Genomic DNA, 15,735 nt, shown 5'->3' with positions numbered 1-15,735 from the left:
GCCGCTACTCGCGCACCTGCTCCAGCAGGGTCGTGACGGCGGCGCGGGTGTCGGCCGCGAGTCGTCCGAGGCGGTGCGCGGCACGGATCGACACCGGCCGGTACGGGTGCACGAGCCGCCGGGCCGCCGTGCAGGGCAGCGCGAACGCCGCGACGACGCCCGCGTCGATCCCGTCGAGTCCGCCGTCGTCCCGGCCGAAGACGAGCTCCCGGCCCTCGCGCGCGAGAGCCTCCGGCAGGTCGGCCTCGCCGATCGGGAGGCGCAGCACGGCGAGCAGGCCGGCCGCCTGCACCCGGCGCGGCAGCGGGCGTCCGAGGCGTCCCGCCGCGTGCACCGTGAAGAAGTCGGCCTGCCGCTCCAGGATGCCCGTGACCGTCTCGGCGAGGCGCTCCATCTCGGGGTGCAGCGAGAGCCGGGCGAGCCGGCGGTAGCCGTGCACCGCGACCCGGGCGTCCACCGCGAGGGCCAGCGCGACGGGGCCGGCGAGGGAGGCCGCGGCGCGGTCGAGGAGCGGGCGCGACCTCACCGTCGGCTCCGGCGGGCGGACGTCGATGCCGCGGATCTGCGGCGAGGCCGCGAGCACCTCGCCCAGGGCGTCGGCGATCCGGTGCCGCTCGGCGGCCCAGACGGACGCGAACGCGCGGACCTGCTCGTCGGGGTGGGCGCGCGCGAGGGGGAGCACCCGGGCCACGGTGGCGTGCTCGATCGCCCGCAGGTACGCGGTGGCGACGATGGCCTCGCGGTCCAGCGGCACCTCCTCGAACTCGCGCACCGAGAAGTGCTCGCGCAGGGCGCCGTGCGCGCTGCGGTGGTGGTCCTCGAGGTCGAACGGTTCCGCGATGCCCACGTCGTGCTCCTCCGCTAGTCCGGTCCCTCCATCCTGGGCCCCCGGTGCGAGAGGCGGAAGAGCACGCGCCCATCCCTGGGACACTGGGAGCCGGTCGTCAGGCGGCCGGGGGAGCGGGGCGGGATGAGCGGGGCCCGGACCTCGGCGATCGGCGCCGTCCTCCTCGCCGCCGTCTGCTTCGGCACGACGGGGACCGCCCAGGCCCTCGGAGCGGCGGGCGTGGATCCGCTCCTCCTCGGGGCGGCGCGCATCGTCCTCGGCGGCGCCCTGCTGGCCGCTCTCCTCGGCGTGGAGGCTCTGCGCCGGCGGAGCCGCTCCCGCCCGACCCGCGCCGTCGTGCTGCTCGTCGTGCTCGGAGCGGTCGGCGTCACCGCGTACCAGCCCGCCTTCTTCACCGGCACCGCGCAGAACGGCGTCGCGGTCGGAACGATCGTCGCCCTCGGCTCCGCTCCCGCCTTCACCGGCCTGCTGGAGTGGCTCGTCCTGCGGACGACGCCGAGCCCGCGCTGGTTCGCCTCGACCGCGCTCGCCGCGGTCGGCGTGGTGCTCCTCAGCGGAGGCGGATCCGGCGGCGTGACGCTCCCCGGCCTCGCCGCGTCGGCCGGCGCCGGCGCCTCCTACGCGCTCTACGCCGTCTGCGGCAAGCTGCTGCTCGAGCGCGGACTCAGCCCCGTCGCCGCCATGGGAGCCCAGTTCGGAGCCGCGGCGCTGCTGGCGCTCCCGTTCCTGCTGCTGGGCGATCCGTCGCGGCTCTCCGGCTCGATCCCGGCCGTGCTCTGGCTCGGAGTGGTGACGGTCGCCGTGGCCTACACCTTCTTCGCGCGCGGCCTGCGAGTGCTTCCCGCGGCGACCGTCTCGACGCTCACCCTCCTCGAGCCGGCGACCGCGACCCTCCTCGGCGTGGCGGTGCTGGGGGAGCGGCTGACCGCGGGAGCCGTTCTGGGCGTCGCGGTGCTGGTGGCGGCGGTGCTGCTGCTGGCGGTGCGGGGGCGCCGCCGTTCCGGTGCGCGGACAGAGGCGCCGCCGCGCTCCGCGGAGTAGCGTCGACTCCCACCGAACCGACGACGAGGCGGAGCGCATGACCAACCCGTGGCTGGCCCGCCCTGGCAGCGGTCGGCGGCGCGCGCTGGTCGAGGAGTCGTGGGAGCGCGCACGGCGGCGGCGCCTCGATCCGGACCGGCTGACGGCACCGCTCTCGTTCTCGGGAGACGACCTCCGCGAGTACCGCACCGGGCATCCGCTCGCCTCGGTCCTCCCTGTCATCCGCCGCCTGCTGGTGCGCGACGCCGACGAGGACAGCGGCGTGCTCGTCGCGGTGGGCGACGCGCTCGGGCGGCTGCTCTGGATCGACGGGGACCAGCACCTCAAGAGCCTCGCCGAGGGGATGTCGTTCGTCGAGGGTGCCGCGTGGGCCGAGCCCGACGTCGGGACGTCCGCGCCGGGGACGGCCCTCGTGCTCGACCACGGCGTGCAGATCCACGGCGCCGAGCACTTCGCCTCGCTCGTGCACCCGTGGAGCTGCACCGCCGTCCCCGTGCACGACCCCGAGACGCACGAGATCCTCGGCGTGATCGACATCACCGGCGGCGCCGACGTCGTCGCCCCGCAGACCCTCCCGCTGATGGAGGCGACCGCCGCCGCCGTCGAGAGCGAGCTGATGGTGCAGCGGCTCCTCCGCCCGCGGCGGCCCGCTGCACGGAGCACGGCGGCGGCCCGGGCGCCGAGCCTGCGGGTCCTCGGGCGCGAGACGGGCCTGGTGACGGCCGCCGGAGCGACGCTCGAGCTGAGCACCCGGCACGCCGAGATCCTGACCCTGCTCGCCTGGCACCGGGCCGGGCTCTCGGCCGAGCAGCTCGCCCTCCTGCTCCACGGCCGGGACGACGCGGTGGTCACCGTCCGCGCCGAGATGGTGCGGCTGCGCCGCGCGCTCGAGCCGACCCTCCCGCGCCTGGTGCCCCTCTCGCGCCCCTACCGCCTGGCGAGCCCGGTCGACCTCGACGCCCGCCAGGTGCTCGGCCTGCTCGACCGCGGCTCCCACCGCCTCGCCCTGGACGCGTACCGGGGCGCGCCGCTGCCCTCGTCCGAGGCGCCGGGGATCCGGGCGATCGCCGGCGAGCTGCGCCTGCGGGTGCGGGCGAGCGTCCTCGCCGATGCGGCGCCCGCGACCCTCCTCGCCTGGGCGGAGGGCCCCGACGGCCGCGACGACGCGGAGGTGTGGCGGGAGCTCCTGCGCGTCCTCCCGCCCCGCTCGCCGCGGCGTGCCGGTGTCGCCGCGCACCTCGAGACGATCGAGGCGGAGCAGCGCTGAGCCGTCCCGGTCGCTCCCGGGACTCCCGCCGGAGCGTCCAGCCGCGGAGCCGTCTCGCTAGCCTCGACGCATGAGCACCCTCGCACCACCTCCCCGGGCCCTCGCGAGCGGAGTCGCGGGGGGCCTGCTCCTGATGGCGGTCTTCACGATGTGGTGGGCGAGCGACACCACGGTCGGCTGGCCGGCTCCGGCGGCGACGACCGCCGTGACCGTCTGCGCGCTCGCGGCCGTGGTCTTCGCCGTGCAGGCCGTCCGCCTCCTCGTCGCCCGGCGGAGGATGGCGGTGGAGCTCACCGACGCCGACCGCGCGGCGAAGCCGAACGGCGTGCTCTTCGGGGCGGTCTTCGCCGCGGAGGGCGTGCTGATCGGTGTCGCGGTGGGAGTCCTCACCGGCACCGGGCTCGACCGGTTCCTCGTGCCGGCCATCGCCGTGATCGTGGGCCTGCACTTCTACCCGATGGCGAGGATCTTCGGCCGGACCCTCGACCTCTGGCTCGCCACCTGGACGACGCTGGTCGGAGCGATCGGAGTCGTCGTGGTCCTCGTCGACGGCTCCGCCTGGCCGCAGGTGTGGTCCTGGGTCGGCGCGGGGGCCGCAGCGGCAACGGTGACCTACGGCGTCTACATGAGCCGGATCGCCCAGCGCCTGCTCGCGAGCGTCTGAGGTCCGGGCCGCGGGGCCCTCCTCCTCGGGCGGCCGCGTCTCCGCCCGGCCGGTCCGGTCTCCGTCCTCGCCGCTCCCGCCGGTGCGTCGACCCGTGCAACGTCGTGCAACCCCCCGCGACGTAGCGTCAGGACCGGGCGCCCACCCCGCGCCCACGACAACGACGTCGATGGAGGTCCACATGACGCTGTACGCCGACCAGGTCGCCGAGCAGGCACCGCAGGAGCCCGGTTCCACGGTCTACGCGAATCCAGGCACGGAGGGATCCGTCGCCTCCTTCCGCTCGCGCTACGACCACTACATCGGAGGCGAGCACGTCGCCCCCGCGAGCGGCCAGTACTTCGAGAACATCACCCCGATCACCGGGAAGCCCTTCTGCGAGATCGCCCGCGGCACCGCCGCCGACGTCGACCGCGCCGTCGAGGCGGGCTGGAAGGCGTTCGCGAGCTGGGGGAAGACCAGCCCCGCCGAGCGCTCGAACATGCTCTTGAAGATCGCAGACCGCATGGAGACGAACCTCGAGCTGCTCGCCGTCGCCGAGACGTGGGAGAACGGCAAGCCCGTGCGCGAGACCCTCGCCGCCGACATCCCCCTCGCCATCGACCACTTCCGCTACTTCGCCGGAGCGATCCGCGCGCAGGAGGGAGGCGTCTCCGAGATCGACCACGACACGATCGCATACCACTTCCACGAGCCGCTGGGCGTGGTCGGGCAGATCATCCCCTGGAACTTCCCGATCCTGATGGCCGTGTGGAAGCTCGCGCCGGCGCTCGCCGCGGGCAACTGCGTGGTGCTGAAGCCGGCCGAGCAGACGCCGGCGTCCATCCACGTGCTGCTCGACCTGATCGGCGACCTCATCCCCGCCGGCGTGCTCAACGTCGTCAACGGATTCGGGTTCGAAGCGGGCGCACCGCTCGCCTCCCACCCGCGCATCCGCAAGATCGCCTTCACCGGCGAGACGACCACCGGCCGCCTGATCATGCAGTACGCCAGCGAGAACCTCATCCCGGTGACGCTGGAGCTGGGCGGCAAGAGCCCCAACGTGTTCTTCGCCGACGTCGCCGCGGAACGCGACTCCTTCTACGACAAGGCGCTCGAGGGCTTCTCGTTCTTCGCCCTCAACCAGGGCGAGGTCTGCACCTGCCCGTCCCGGGCGCTCGTGCAGCGCTCGATCTACGACGACTTCGTCGGAGACGGCCTCGAGCGGGTCAAGCGGATCAAGCAGGGCAACCCGCTCGACACCGCGACGATGATCGGCGCCCAGGCCTCGAACGACCAGCTCGAGAAGATCCTCTCCTACATGGACATCGGCAAGCAGGAGGGAGCGAAGCTGCTCATCGGCGGCGACCGCGCCGACCTCGGCGGCGAGCTCAGCGGCGGCTACTACGTCAACCCGACGGTGTTCGAGGGCCGCAACTCGATGCGCATCTTCCAGGAGGAGATCTTCGGACCCGTCCTCGCCCTCACCTCCTTCGACGACTTCGACGACGCGATCGGCATCGCCAACGACACCCTCTACGGCCTCGGCGCCGGAGTGTGGAGCCGCAACGGCGCCCAGCTCTACCGCGCCGGCCGGGCCATCGAAGCCGGCCGCGTCTGGTCGAACACCTACCACCAGTACCCCGCGCACGCGGCGTTCGGCGGCTACAAGCAGTCGGGCATCGGACGCGAGAACCACAAGGTGATGCTCGACCACTACCAGCAGACGAAGAACCTCCTCGTCTCCTACGCGGAAGGACCGATGGGCTTCTTCTGAGCTGGTTCGCACGGGCTCCTCGTTCCTCGTCGCCCGTGCCGCGGTCGGCTCGCCGACGTGGCCGGGTGGGGAGGAGCGGGGAGCGTTCGCACCGAGACGGATCCGCTGGCACGCGGATCCGCCGTTCGGTGCTGGTTGGCACGGGCTCCTCGTTCCTCGTCGCCCGTGCCGCGGTCGGCTCGCCGATGTGGCCGGGTGGGGAGGAGCGGGGAGCGTCCGCACCGAGACGGATCCGCTGGCACGCGGATCCGCCGTTCGGTGCTCGGCCCTACGGGCGAGGAACCTGACGGCGCGCGGAAGGACGGTGCTCGGCCCTGCGGGCGAGGCACCTGACGACGCGCGGGAGAACGGTGCTCGGCCCTTTCGGGCGAGGCACCTGGCGGCGCGCCGGAGAACGGTGCTCGGCCCTGCGGGCGAGGCACCTGACGACGCGCGGAAGGACGGTGCTCGGCCCTTCGGGCGAGGCACCTGGCGGCGCGTGGGAGGACGGTGCTCGGCCCTTCGGGCGAGGCATCGGACGAGGGGGCGCCCCCTCATCTTGATCGAGTAGTCCGCGCAGCGGTGTATCGAGATGCCGCCCGGAGGAGTGTCCGGCGTCAGCGGTCGGGCGCACACAGACATTCCGCACCACGAGCGAAGGAGCACCACCCATGACCTCCACGAGGGTCGACGTCACTGCGGAGGCGGCAAGCATGCTCCGCCGGATGACGGCGCTGCACGGGCCGCTCATGTTCCACCAGTCGGGCGGATGCTGCGACGGCAGCTCCCCGATGTGCTTCCCCGCCGGGATGTTCCGCACCGGCGCCTCGGACGTGCTCGTCGAGTCGCTCCGGCTCGACGGCCTGGACCCGATCGACTTCTGGATGTCCCGCTCCCAGTTCGAGTACTGGAAGCACACCCACCTCACCGTCGACCTCGTCGACGGGCGGGGCAGCGGATTCAGCGTCGAAGCACCCGAGGGCAAGCGCTTCATGATCCGCAGCCGGCTGCTCACCGACGACGAGCTCGTCGAGTTCGGGCTCCTCCCCGCCGGAGCCGTCGGGCCCTGAGCCGGCTTCCCTGACCCGTTCCCCCTGACCCGTTCCCGTCGCAGATCCTCCCCGACCGGCGACGTCCCTGACCTGCGGTGTCAGCCACCCGGAGCGGGAGCGGGCGGCGCCTTCCCCGTGCTCAGCTGCACGCCCACCACCGAGCCCTTGTCCACGCGGGTGCCCGCGGCCGGACCTGTGCCGGCCACGGTGTTCATCGGCTGCGTCGAGTCGACCTGCGACGTCGCTCCGGGAGTGAGCCCTGCGGCGGTCAGCGCCTGCGCGGCGGAGTCGCTGGTCCGGCCCGACAGGTCCGGCACGGTGACCTGCGGCGCCGCGACGAGCGACTGGTCGGCCTGCGGGAAGTCGGAGCCGCCGTAGCGGGAGTCGATCGCCGTCATCAACGGCTTCCAGATCCGGTGACGTGCCGAGGGCGCCCAGCCGCTGTCGAAGTCGATCGAGTCGAGGTTCACCCTCGACCCGTCCGCGCGTGCCGAGATGCTGCCGACCCAGACCGCGAGGGAGGTCTCGGTCGAGGCCCCGATGGCCCAGGTGTCGGCGGAGTTGTCGGTGGTGCCCGTCTTGGTGATGTGCTGGATGCCGTTCTTCGGATCGTCCTCGACGCCCGTGCCCTCGGCGGTCACCTTGAGCATCGTGTACTGCATCGCCGACGCGACCCTCGACGACACCGCCCGGCTGCAGGTCGTCTCCACCGGCTCGATCTCGCGGCCGTCGGCTCCGACGATCGCCGTGATCGCGACGGGGGTGCAGGTCGTGCCGTTCTCGGCGATGCCGGAGTAGGCGGTCGCCATGGTGAGCGGTGCGATCTCGTTGGTGCCGAGGACCGCTCCCGGCGACTGCACGAGCGCGGTCCCGTCCGCGCGGTGCACTCCGAAGGCCTCGGCCTGCTTGCGGATCTCGCACTGGTCGAGCAGGTGCGACATCCCGGTGAAGCCCGTGTTCAGCGAGTAGATCGTCGAGTACAGCGCCGTCTGGGTGTCGGTGTAGCCGCCGTCGCCGGCGTTCTTGGGGTTGTAGGAGTCGTAGTCCCAGGTGCCCTCGCAGCTGTCGGCGAAGCCGGTCCAGTTCTTCTGCTTCGAGTCGAACTGCTCGAGCAGGGTGTGCCCGCGGTCGAGCCACTCGGCGAGCGTGAACACCTTGTAGGCGGAGCCGGTCTGGAAGCCGTTGCCGCCGCCCGCGGACGCGTCGACGTTGAGGTTGATCGCCGAGAACTCCGGCCCGCTCGCGATCACGTCCGGGTCCTGGCTGTAGCGCTTGTTCTGCACCATCGTGAGGATGCGCCCGGTGCCGTTCTGGACGGCGACCGCCGTCGCCCCGACGTCGAAGCGCGGATCGGAGGAGGGGACCTGCTCGTCCATCAGCTCCTGCGCGGTCCTCTGCAGGTCGAGATCGATCGTCGTGTAGACCTTGATGCCGCCCTGCTTGATCGCCGCGTAGCGCTCGTCGTCGGTCGCTCCGAGCGCCGGGTCGTCTCGGAGGACGTGGGTCACGTAGTCGCAGAAGTAGGCCGCGTTGCCGGCCGTCTGGCAGCCGGTGGACGGCGGGGTGATGTCGGGGGTGATCGCCTCGGCGGCCGCGGCGTCGTGCGCGGCCTGGTCGATGCTCCCCGTCTCGAGCATCCGGTCGAGGATGTAGTCGCGCCGCTCCCGGGTCTGCGCGTAGCCGTTCGCCTCGCCGTTGGCCGTGTCGTCCGGACGGTCGAAGCGGAACTTCTCGGGGTTGTTCACGATGGCCAGGAGCGAGGCGGACTGCGCGAGGGAGAGGTCGGCCGCCGGGATGCCGTAGTAGTACTCCGCCGCGGCCTCGATGCCGTAGACGGTGCCTCCGAACAGCGCGATGTTGAGGTAGCCGAGGAGGATGTCGTCCTTCGAGGACACCTTCTCGAGCCCGATCGCGAGCCGCATCTCCTTGAGCTTGCGCTCGGCCGTGGTCGCCGTCGCCTCCGCGTACGCGCGGTCGCGGTCCGCCTCGTCCGGGATCGACTCGGCCTTCTGCACCAGCACGTTCTTCACGTACTGCTGCGTGATCGACGAGCCGCCCTGGGTGTCGCCGTCGAGGAGGTAGGTGCTGGCGATGGCGCGGAGGGTGCCCTGCAGGTCGATCCCGCCGTGGTCGTAGAAGCGCGGGTCCTCGCTCGCGACGAGGGCGTCCTTCACGGAGTCGGCGATCCGGTCGGCCGGCACCTCGATCCGGTTCTGGTCGTAGAAGGAGGCCAGCAGCGTCGGATCGTCCGGGTCGCCCGCGTAGACGTCGCTCTTCTGCATCAGGCGCCCGACCTCGAGGTAGCTCGGGAGGGACTGGAACGCCGAGATGGTGCCGGAGGTCGCCGCGCCGGTGAGCGCGGCGGCGGGGGCGACCACGAGCGAGGCGAGCAGACCCGCCAGGACGCTGACGATCACGAATCCGAACAGCGCGCCGAGAGCCCCGTGGACGGTCCGACGGGGCTGGAAGACGGGGACGTTCGGTCGCTTCAGGATGGATCCTCTCGCTGCACCAGCACCCTAGGCGAGGCCTGCGACATCCCCGACGAGGCGCGCCACGGCCGCGCCGGACGCCCGTCCGCCCGGAGTCGGCGCGACGGCGCCCGCGCAGGCCCGGCGCCTGCGACAGCAGAAGGGGCCGACCCCGGAGGGATCGGCCCCTTCACGGGACAGGCGACGTCTCTACTCGATCAGGTCGCCGTTCAGGTCCGAGATGTCGTTCGGATTGGCCGGAGCCTTGCCCGTGCTCACCTGGAGGGGGATCACCCCGCCGGCGACCGCCGTCTCCTCCGCGCTCGGCGTCGTCGACACGACGGAGCCCTCAGGGATCGTCGCGGAGTCGACCGACTCGTGCATCCCGACGACGAAACCGGCGGCGGTGAGGATCGCCGTGGCGCTCTCGACCGTCTCGCCCGTCACGTCGGGGACCTCGGAGTTCGCCGCCGATCGGGGCGAGTACGCGAGCATCGAGGCCGGCGGTGCCGTGAAGTCGTCGCCGCCGTACTTCTCGTCGAGCGCCGTCATGATCGGCTTCCAGATGGCGTGCCGGGCGTTGGAGGCGCGGATGGTGCCCTTCTCGCCCGTCAGGCTGATGAAGCGCAGGTTCTGCTTGGTGTTGTCGGCGAAGCCGTTGATGCTGCCGACCCAGACCGCCAGGGAGGCGGCCTTGCTGGCGCCCGCCGTCCATACGTCGGCGGCCTCGTCGGTGGTGCCCGTCTTGCCGATGTGCTCGATCCCGTCGAAGGGGTTCGAGGCGTAGGCCGTTCCGGAGGTCATCACCCGCTGCATCGCGTACTGCATCCCTCGGGCGACCTCGGGCGACACGGAGGGCGTGCACGCCGATGCCGGGGCGGCGACGGCGTTGCCCTCGCTGTCGGTGATCCGGTCGATGACGATCGCCGAGCAGGTCGTGCCGTCGTTCGCGATCCCCGCGTAGGCGTTGGCCACCGTCAGGGGCGCGATCTCGTTCGTCCCGAGGACCGAGGCCGGCCCGTTGGCGAGCTCGCGGCCGTCGGCGCGGTGCATCCCGAACGACTCGGCGGTGGTGCGGATGTCGCAGAGGTCGAGCTGCTGCGCCATTCCCATGAAGCCGGTGTTGATCGAGTTCGTGGTCGCGCCGAGCGCGCTCATCGAGCTCGCGTCCTCCGACGGGTCGTCGTTGCGAGGCGAGAACTTGCCGTAGTAGCCGCCGTCGCCCTCGACGTTGCACTTCTGGGGGTAGGAGCTGAAGCCGGAGGTGGGGGAGGCGAACGACTCGTTGACGGTGTGCCCCGCCTTCAGCCACTGCGCCAGCGTGAACACCTTGTAGGTCGATCCGGTCTGCACGCCGGAGCCGCCGCCCATGCTGAGGTCGACGTTGAGGTTGATCGCGCTGTAGCCGGGGTTCGCGGCGAGGAACTGCTCGTCCTGGCTGTACTGCGTGTTCTGCACCATGGAGAGCACGCGGCCCGTCTTCGCCTCGACGGAGGCGGCCGTCGCGCCGACCTGGAAGCGCGGGTCGACGGAGGGGATGTAGGCGTTGAGCGCCGCCTGCGAGACCTGCTGGATGTCGAGGTCGAGGGTCGTCACGACGTCGAAGCCGCCCTGGCGGATGCGCTGGTAGCGCTCGTCGTCGGTCGCCCCGAAGACGGAGTCGTTGCGGAGGACGTTCAGCACGTAGTCGCAGAAGTACGCGGCGTTGCCGGCGGTGGTGCAGCCGGTCGAGGGCTCCGTGATGTTCGGGGTGATCGGCTCGGCGACGGCCGCGTCGTGCGCGGCCTGGTCGATCCGGCCGTGCTTGAGCTCCTCCGACAGGATGTAGTCGCGGCGCTCCTTGGTGGCGGCGTAGCCGTTGGCGGCGCCGTTCGCCTCGTCGCCCGGGTTGTCGAAGCGGAACTTCGCCGGGTTGTTCACGATCGCCAGCAGCGCGGCCGCCTGCGAGGTCGAGAGCTGGCTCGCGGGGATGCCGTAGTAGTAGTTCGCCGCGGCCTCGATGCCGTAGACGGTGCCCCCGAAGAGGGCGATGTTGAGGTAGCCGAGCAGGATGTCGTCCTTCGACGCCTCCTTCTCGAGTCCGATCGCGAGGCGCATCTCCTTGAGCTTGCGCTCGGGGGTCGGGTCCGTCGCCTCCTGGTAGGCCTTGTCGCGCGCGGCCTCGTCGGTGATCGACTCCGCCTTCTGCACCAGGACGTTCTTGACGTACTGCTGCGTGATCGACGACCCGCCCTGCAGGTCGTCGCCCGTCAGCGTGACGGCGATGGCCCGGAGCGTGCCCTGGAGGTCGATGCCGCCGTGCTCGTAGAAGCGCGGGTCCTCGCCGGCGACGGCGGCGTCCTTCGCGGACTGCGCGACATCGTCCCAGCCGACCTCCACGCGGTTCTGGTCGTAGACGGAGGCGAGGAGGGTCGTCCCGTCGCTCGCGTAGACGTTGGTGCGCTGCATCAGCTGGCCCACGTCGAGGTAGCCCGGCAGGTTCTGGAACATGCCGATCGTGTTGCTCGTCGCCAGGCCCGTCAGCGCGAGAGCCGGCGTGACGCCGACGGTGATCAGGACGCCCGCCACGGCGCTCATCCCGATGAACCCCATGACCGCCCGCAGTGACATCCCGAGCGGCCGGACGGAGCGGCGGGATGCAGTGGGAAGTGCCATGGAGCGGTCGTCCTTTCGACGCGGCGCCGGGCCGCGGAGATGTGAGGGAGGGTGGCGAGAAGCCTCGCGAGCAGTCGCGCGATCCCCCGGGTTCATGGTACGTGACGGGTGCGCCCGCGGGGCGTCCTCCTCCCGGCGGAGATCAGGAGCTGGCGGGTGATGCGCAGGAGCGGGCGCGTCCGGGGTGCTGACCTCGGGTCGATGCATCCGTATCGTGGGGGGAGCGCCGCTCCGAGGGGCGCTGCAGCACCCGTTCCACCCACCGCTCCGGGGCCCCGGGCGGCCGGCCCCGGCAGAAAGCGCACACCATGGCACGCATCCACGACGACGTGACCCAGCTCGTCGGCAGGACCCCTCTCGTCCGCATCAACCGGCTGGAGGGCGCCGACCAGGCGACGGTCCTCGCCAAGCTCGAGTTCTACAACCCTGCGAACAGCGTGAAGGACCGCATCGGCGTCGCCATCATCGACGCGGCCGAGGCCTCCGGCGAGCTGCACCCCGGCGGGACGATCGTCGAGGGCACGAGCGGCAACACCGGCATCGCGCTCGCGATGGCGGGTGCCGCCCGCGGCTACAAGGTCGTCCTCACGATGCCCGAGACGATGTCCGTCGAGCGCCGGGTCCTCCTCCGCGCCTACGGAGCCGAGATCGTGCTCACCCCCGGCAGCGAGGGCATGCGCGGAGCGGTCGAGCGCGCCCGCGCGATCGTCGACGAGACCCCCGGCGCGATCCTCGCCCGCCAGTTCGAGAACGCCGCCAACCCCGAGGTGCACCGCCGCACCACCGCGGAGGAGGTCTGGGAGGACACCGACGGCGAGGTCGACGTCTTCGTGGCCGGCATCGGCACCGGCGGCACCATCACCGGAGTCGGCCAGGTGCTCAAGGAGCGCAAGCCCGGTGTGCAGATCATCGGAGTGGAGCCGATCGACTCCCCGCTCCTCACCCAGGGCACCGCCGGTCCGCACAAGATCCAGGGCATCGGCGCCAACTTCGTCCCCGCGATCCTCGACCGCGAGGTCTACGACGAGATCATCGACGTGACGCTCGACGACTCCGTGCGGGTGGCCCGCGAGATGGCCGCGCAGGAGGGGATCCTCGGCGGCATCTCCTCCGGCTCGATCATGTGGGCCGCGCTCGAGGTCGCGAAGCGCCCCGAGAACGCGGGGAAGACCATCGTCGCCATCGTCTGCGACTTCGGCGAGCGGTACATCTCGACCGTCCTGTACGAGGACCTCCGCAGCTGAGCCCCTCGAGACGAGGCGGGACGCCCCGCTCCGGACGCGACGGTCGGCCGGAGCGCCGCGTCCCGTCCGGACCGGAGCGTCCCGGGCTCCTCGCCCTGCTCCGCGAGGACGTCCGCACCGCCCGGGAGCGCGACCCCGCCGCCCGGAGCGCGGTGGAGGTCGTCCTCTCCTACCCGGGAGTGCACGCGGTCTGGGTGCACCGCGTCGCGCACGCCTGGTGGCGGCGGGGCCTCCGCCTGCCCGCCCGGCTGCTCAGCCAGGCGGCGCGCGCGGCGACCGGAGTGGAGATCCACCCCGGTGCGACCATCGGCCGGCGTCTGTTCATCGACCACGGCATGGGCGTCGTCATCGGCGAGACCGCGCGGATCGGCGACGACTGCATGCTCTACCACTCCGTCACGCTGGGCGGGAGGTCGGCCCGGCGCGAGCGTCGGCACCCCACGCTCGGCGACCGGGTGGTCGTCGGCGCCGGCGCGGTCGTCCTGGGCCCGCTCGTGCTCGGATCCGACGTCAGCGTGGGCGCGAACGCCGTCGTGGTGAAGGACGCGCCCGACGGGGCGGTGCTCGTCGGCATCCCGGCCCGCGATCTGCGCGATCAGGGCGGGGAGGAGGACCCGCTCGCCGAGTCCGGCCGCTCCACCGGCCCGGCGGGACGCGTCTAGCCGGCGACGCTCAGTCGTCGCCCCTCGGCGAGATGTCGCGCGGGGCGCTCTTGATCTGCGCGAAGGCGTCCAGTGCGTGCGCCCGCGTCTCCTTGAGGTCGACGAGGGGCGCCGGGTAGCCGTCCGCGCCTCCGGTCAGCGTGTCCCCGAGCGTCCACGGCTCGTGCACGGCGGCGCCCTCGACTCCGCCGAGCTCCGGCACGTTGTGGCGGATGTACTCGCCGGCCGGGTCGAACTTCCTCGACTGCGTGACCGGGTTGAAGACCCGGAAGAACGGCGACGCATCGGCTCCCGAGCCCGCGACCCACTGCCAGTTCGCGGCGTTGCTCGCCGGGTCCGCGTCGACCAGGGTGTCCCAGAACCACTCCTCGCCCACCCGCCAGTCGACCAGCAGGTTCTTGATCAGGAACGACGCGGTCACCATCCGGACCCGGTTGTGCATGTAGCCGGTGCTCCAGAGCTCGCGCATGCCGGCGTCCACAAGGGGGTAGCCGGTGCGCCCTTGGTGCCAGGCGTCGATCGCCTCCTGGCCGGGGCGTCCCCACGGGAAGGAGTCGAACCGGGTGTCGAAGTTCGCGGTCGCCAGATCCGGCCAGTGGAACAGCAGGTGGTAGCAGAACTCGCGCCAGAGCACCTCGGAGAGGAACCGGTCGCTGCCGTCGCCGCGGTGCAGGCCCTTCGCGTGCGCCTCCTCCAGGGCGTGCCACACCTGGAAGGGGCTGATCTCGCCCCACCTCAGGTGCGGGGAGAGGTTCGAGGTGGCGTCGTCCGCCGGCCGGTCGCGACCGTCGGCGTAGTCGTCGAGCTGCTCCGCGAGGAACGCGCGCAGCCGGTCGGCCGCCGCCTTCTCGCCGGGGACCCAGCGCTCGCGCAGCCCTCCCGCCCAGTCGGGACGCGTGGGCAGCAGCTCCCAGTCGTCGAGGGAGTCGGAGGCGATCTCTCCCGTGACGCCGTCGAGCGAGCGGGGGCGGGGGAGCGGCGCGCGCGGCGTCGGCTTGGCGCGGCAGGCGCGGGCGAAGGGCGTGTAGACGGAGTAGGGGCCGCCGGCGCCGGTCTGCACGGTCCACGGCTCGAACATCAGCGAGCCCTGGTGGCTCTCGGCCTCGAGGCCGCCGTTGCGGAGCGATTCCTTCACCGCCGCGTCGACGGTGCGCTCGGCCCTCCCGTAGCGGCGGTTCCAGTGCACGGCTCCGGCGCCGATCTCCTCGGCGAGCTGGAGGACGACGGCCTCGGCCGGCCCGCGGCGCAGGATCAGCGGGGCGCCGTGCTCGCGCAGGTCGGCGGCGAGGGCTGCGAGGCTGCCGTGCAGCCACCAGCGGGAGGCGCCCCCGAGCGGACGGATGCCCGCCGACTCCTCGTCGAGCACGTAGCAGACCGCGACGGGGCCGCCACGGCCGATCGCGGCGCGCAGAGCGGGGTTGTCGGCCAGGCGCAGGTCGTCGCGGAGCCAGACGAGGGTGGGGGAGGTGTCACTCATGGTGACCCCCATGATCCGCGAGTCCCGCGCCGCGGCGAAGACCTGGCCGGTCGCTGCGGCCCGTGCTAGCGGGGACGGATCAGGAGGAGGCGATGCCGTCGCGGAGCTTGTCGCAGAGCGCGGTCAGCTGCTTCAGCTCGTTTTCGTCGAGGACGCCGCCGACCTGCTCCGAGATGGTCCTCATGTGGGTGAGCGCGACGCGGCGGAAGAGCGCGTAGCCCTCGTCGGTGATCGCGATGATCGTGCCGCGGGCGTCCGCCGGATCCTCGCTCTTCTCGACGCAGCCGCGGGCGGCGAGCCGGTCGATCAGCCTGCTGACGCTGGGCTGCGTCAGGAGGACGTGCCGGTTCAGGTCGCGCAGCCGTGCGCGCCGACCGGGCTGCCGGGTGAGGTTGAAGAGCACGTCGTACTCGTTCATCGAGATCTCCCGCGAGGGGAACTCGGTGCTCAGGGTGCGCATCACCTGGACCTGGGCGCGGAACAGCGACTCCCAGGCGGCGACGGCCTCTCTCGACCCCACTGGTCCTCCTTCTCGGCGCTCAGGAAGCGGTTCCCTGACATCCAGACGCCGTACAGCCTATGCCGGGGTGCTGGGAGGAGGGGAGTCGGAGGAGGGGGGG

12 protein-coding genes are annotated in these 15,735 nt (G+C 72.3%); 7 read left to right on the top strand and 5 right to left on the bottom strand.

Annotated elements, in window-relative coordinates:
- Positions 1–4: 4 nt before the first annotated feature.
- A complete protein-coding gene (locus C5B93_RS02540; RefSeq protein ID WP_104291697.1) occupies positions 5–847 on the bottom strand; it encodes a hypothetical protein in 843 nt (280 codons plus the stop codon).
- A 123-nt stretch (positions 848–970) separates the two neighbouring features.
- Between C5B93_RS02540 and C5B93_RS02535 the strand changes: the two genes are divergently transcribed.
- The 5 genes from C5B93_RS02535 (at position 971) to C5B93_RS02515 (ending at position 6,624) form a co-directional block, all read left to right on the top strand.
- On the top strand, positions 971–1,888 hold the full coding sequence (locus C5B93_RS02535) for a DMT family transporter (RefSeq protein ID WP_104291696.1): 918 nt from the start codon (positions 971–973) through the stop codon (positions 1,886–1,888).
- A gap of 37 nt (positions 1,889–1,925) precedes the next feature.
- Complete coding sequence (locus C5B93_RS02530; protein ID WP_104224191.1) at positions 1,926–3,155, top strand: GAF domain-containing protein; 1,230 nt, start codon at positions 1,926–1,928, stop codon at positions 3,153–3,155.
- Positions 3,156–3,225: 70 nt separating this feature from the next.
- Positions 3,226–3,819, top strand: coding sequence for a hypothetical protein (locus tag C5B93_RS02525; protein WP_104233438.1), 594 nt, complete (start codon positions 3,226–3,228; stop codon positions 3,817–3,819).
- Positions 3,820–4,000: 181 nt separating this feature from the next.
- Positions 4,001–5,575: an aldehyde dehydrogenase family protein gene (locus C5B93_RS02520; protein WP_104291834.1), complete on the top strand. Its 1,575-nt coding sequence runs from the start codon at positions 4,001–4,003 to the stop codon at positions 5,573–5,575.
- A gap of 650 nt (positions 5,576–6,225) precedes the next feature.
- A complete protein-coding gene (locus C5B93_RS02515; RefSeq protein ID WP_104233437.1) occupies positions 6,226–6,624 on the top strand; it encodes a DUF779 domain-containing protein in 399 nt (132 codons plus the stop codon).
- Positions 6,625–6,704: 80 nt separating this feature from the next.
- On the opposite strand, the gene C5B93_RS02510 is transcribed toward C5B93_RS02515, so the two are convergent.
- Positions 6,705–9,023, bottom strand: a complete 2,319-nt coding sequence (locus tag C5B93_RS02510; protein WP_104291695.1) for a transglycosylase domain-containing protein — start codon at positions 9,021–9,023, stop codon at positions 6,705–6,707.
- A gap of 264 nt (positions 9,024–9,287) precedes the next feature.
- Complete coding sequence (locus C5B93_RS02505) at positions 9,288–11,732, bottom strand: penicillin-binding protein (protein WP_159939720.1); 2,445 nt, start codon at positions 11,730–11,732, stop codon at positions 9,288–9,290.
- 308 nt (positions 11,733–12,040) lie between these two features.
- Here C5B93_RS02505 and cysK point away from each other — a divergent pair, with 308 nt between their 5' ends.
- Together cysK and epsC are read left to right on the top strand one after the other, a co-directional pair.
- Entirely contained in the window at positions 12,041–12,976 is a 936-nt protein-coding gene (gene cysK, locus C5B93_RS02500; protein ID WP_104291693.1) for a cysteine synthase A, read from the top strand.
- A gap of 95 nt (positions 12,977–13,071) precedes the next feature.
- Positions 13,072–13,638, top strand: a complete 567-nt coding sequence (gene epsC, locus C5B93_RS02495; RefSeq protein ID WP_104262415.1) for a serine O-acetyltransferase EpsC — start codon at positions 13,072–13,074, stop codon at positions 13,636–13,638.
- Positions 13,639–13,648: 10 nt separating this feature from the next.
- Here the strand turns inward: epsC and C5B93_RS02490 are convergent, their stop codons facing one another.
- Both C5B93_RS02490 and C5B93_RS02485 read right to left on the bottom strand, forming a co-directional pair.
- Positions 13,649–15,115 (bottom strand): deoxyribodipyrimidine photo-lyase, encoded by a 1,467-nt coding sequence (locus C5B93_RS02490; RefSeq protein WP_104291833.1) that lies wholly within the window; start codon positions 15,113–15,115, stop codon positions 13,649–13,651.
- Positions 15,116–15,194: 79 nt separating this feature from the next.
- The gene (locus tag C5B93_RS02485; protein WP_104224206.1) at positions 15,195–15,575 is read right to left on the bottom strand and encodes a MarR family winged helix-turn-helix transcriptional regulator; all 381 of its coding nucleotides are present in this window, start codon (positions 15,573–15,575) and stop codon (positions 15,195–15,197) included.
- Positions 15,576–15,735: the final 160 nt, after the last annotated feature.

Origin of the sequence: Rathayibacter sp. AY1A2 (genome assembly GCF_002930935.1) — a bacterium.
Lineage (GTDB): Bacteria > Actinomycetota > Actinomycetes > Actinomycetales > Microbacteriaceae > Rathayibacter.
Note: the sequence above shows the minus strand (reverse complement) of the source record. Positions and strands in the feature narration are given on the sequence as shown.

Coding starts and splice junctions, on each gene's coding strand:
- C5B93_RS02535 (WP_104291696.1), top strand. CDS start 971: ATGAGCGGGGCCCGGACCTCGGCGATCGGCGCCGTCCTCCTCGCCGCC.
- C5B93_RS02515 (WP_104233437.1), top strand. CDS start 6,226: ATGACCTCCACGAGGGTCGACGTCACTGCGGAGGCGGCAAGCATGCTC.
- C5B93_RS02520 (WP_104291834.1), top strand. CDS start 4,001: ATGACGCTGTACGCCGACCAGGTCGCCGAGCAGGCACCGCAGGAGCCC.
- C5B93_RS02485 (WP_104224206.1), bottom strand. CDS start 15,575: ATGCGCACCCTGAGCACCGAGTTCCCCTCGCGGGAGATCTCGATGAAC.
- C5B93_RS02530 (WP_104224191.1), top strand. CDS start 1,926: ATGACCAACCCGTGGCTGGCCCGCCCTGGCAGCGGTCGGCGGCGCGCG.
- C5B93_RS02490 (WP_104291833.1), bottom strand. CDS start 15,115: ATGAGTGACACCTCCCCCACCCTCGTCTGGCTCCGCGACGACCTGCGC.
- C5B93_RS02505 (WP_159939720.1), bottom strand. CDS start 11,732: ATGGCACTTCCCACTGCATCCCGCCGCTCCGTCCGGCCGCTCGGGATG.
- C5B93_RS02525 (WP_104233438.1), top strand. CDS start 3,226: ATGAGCACCCTCGCACCACCTCCCCGGGCCCTCGCGAGCGGAGTCGCG.
- cysK (WP_104291693.1), top strand. CDS start 12,041: ATGGCACGCATCCACGACGACGTGACCCAGCTCGTCGGCAGGACCCCT.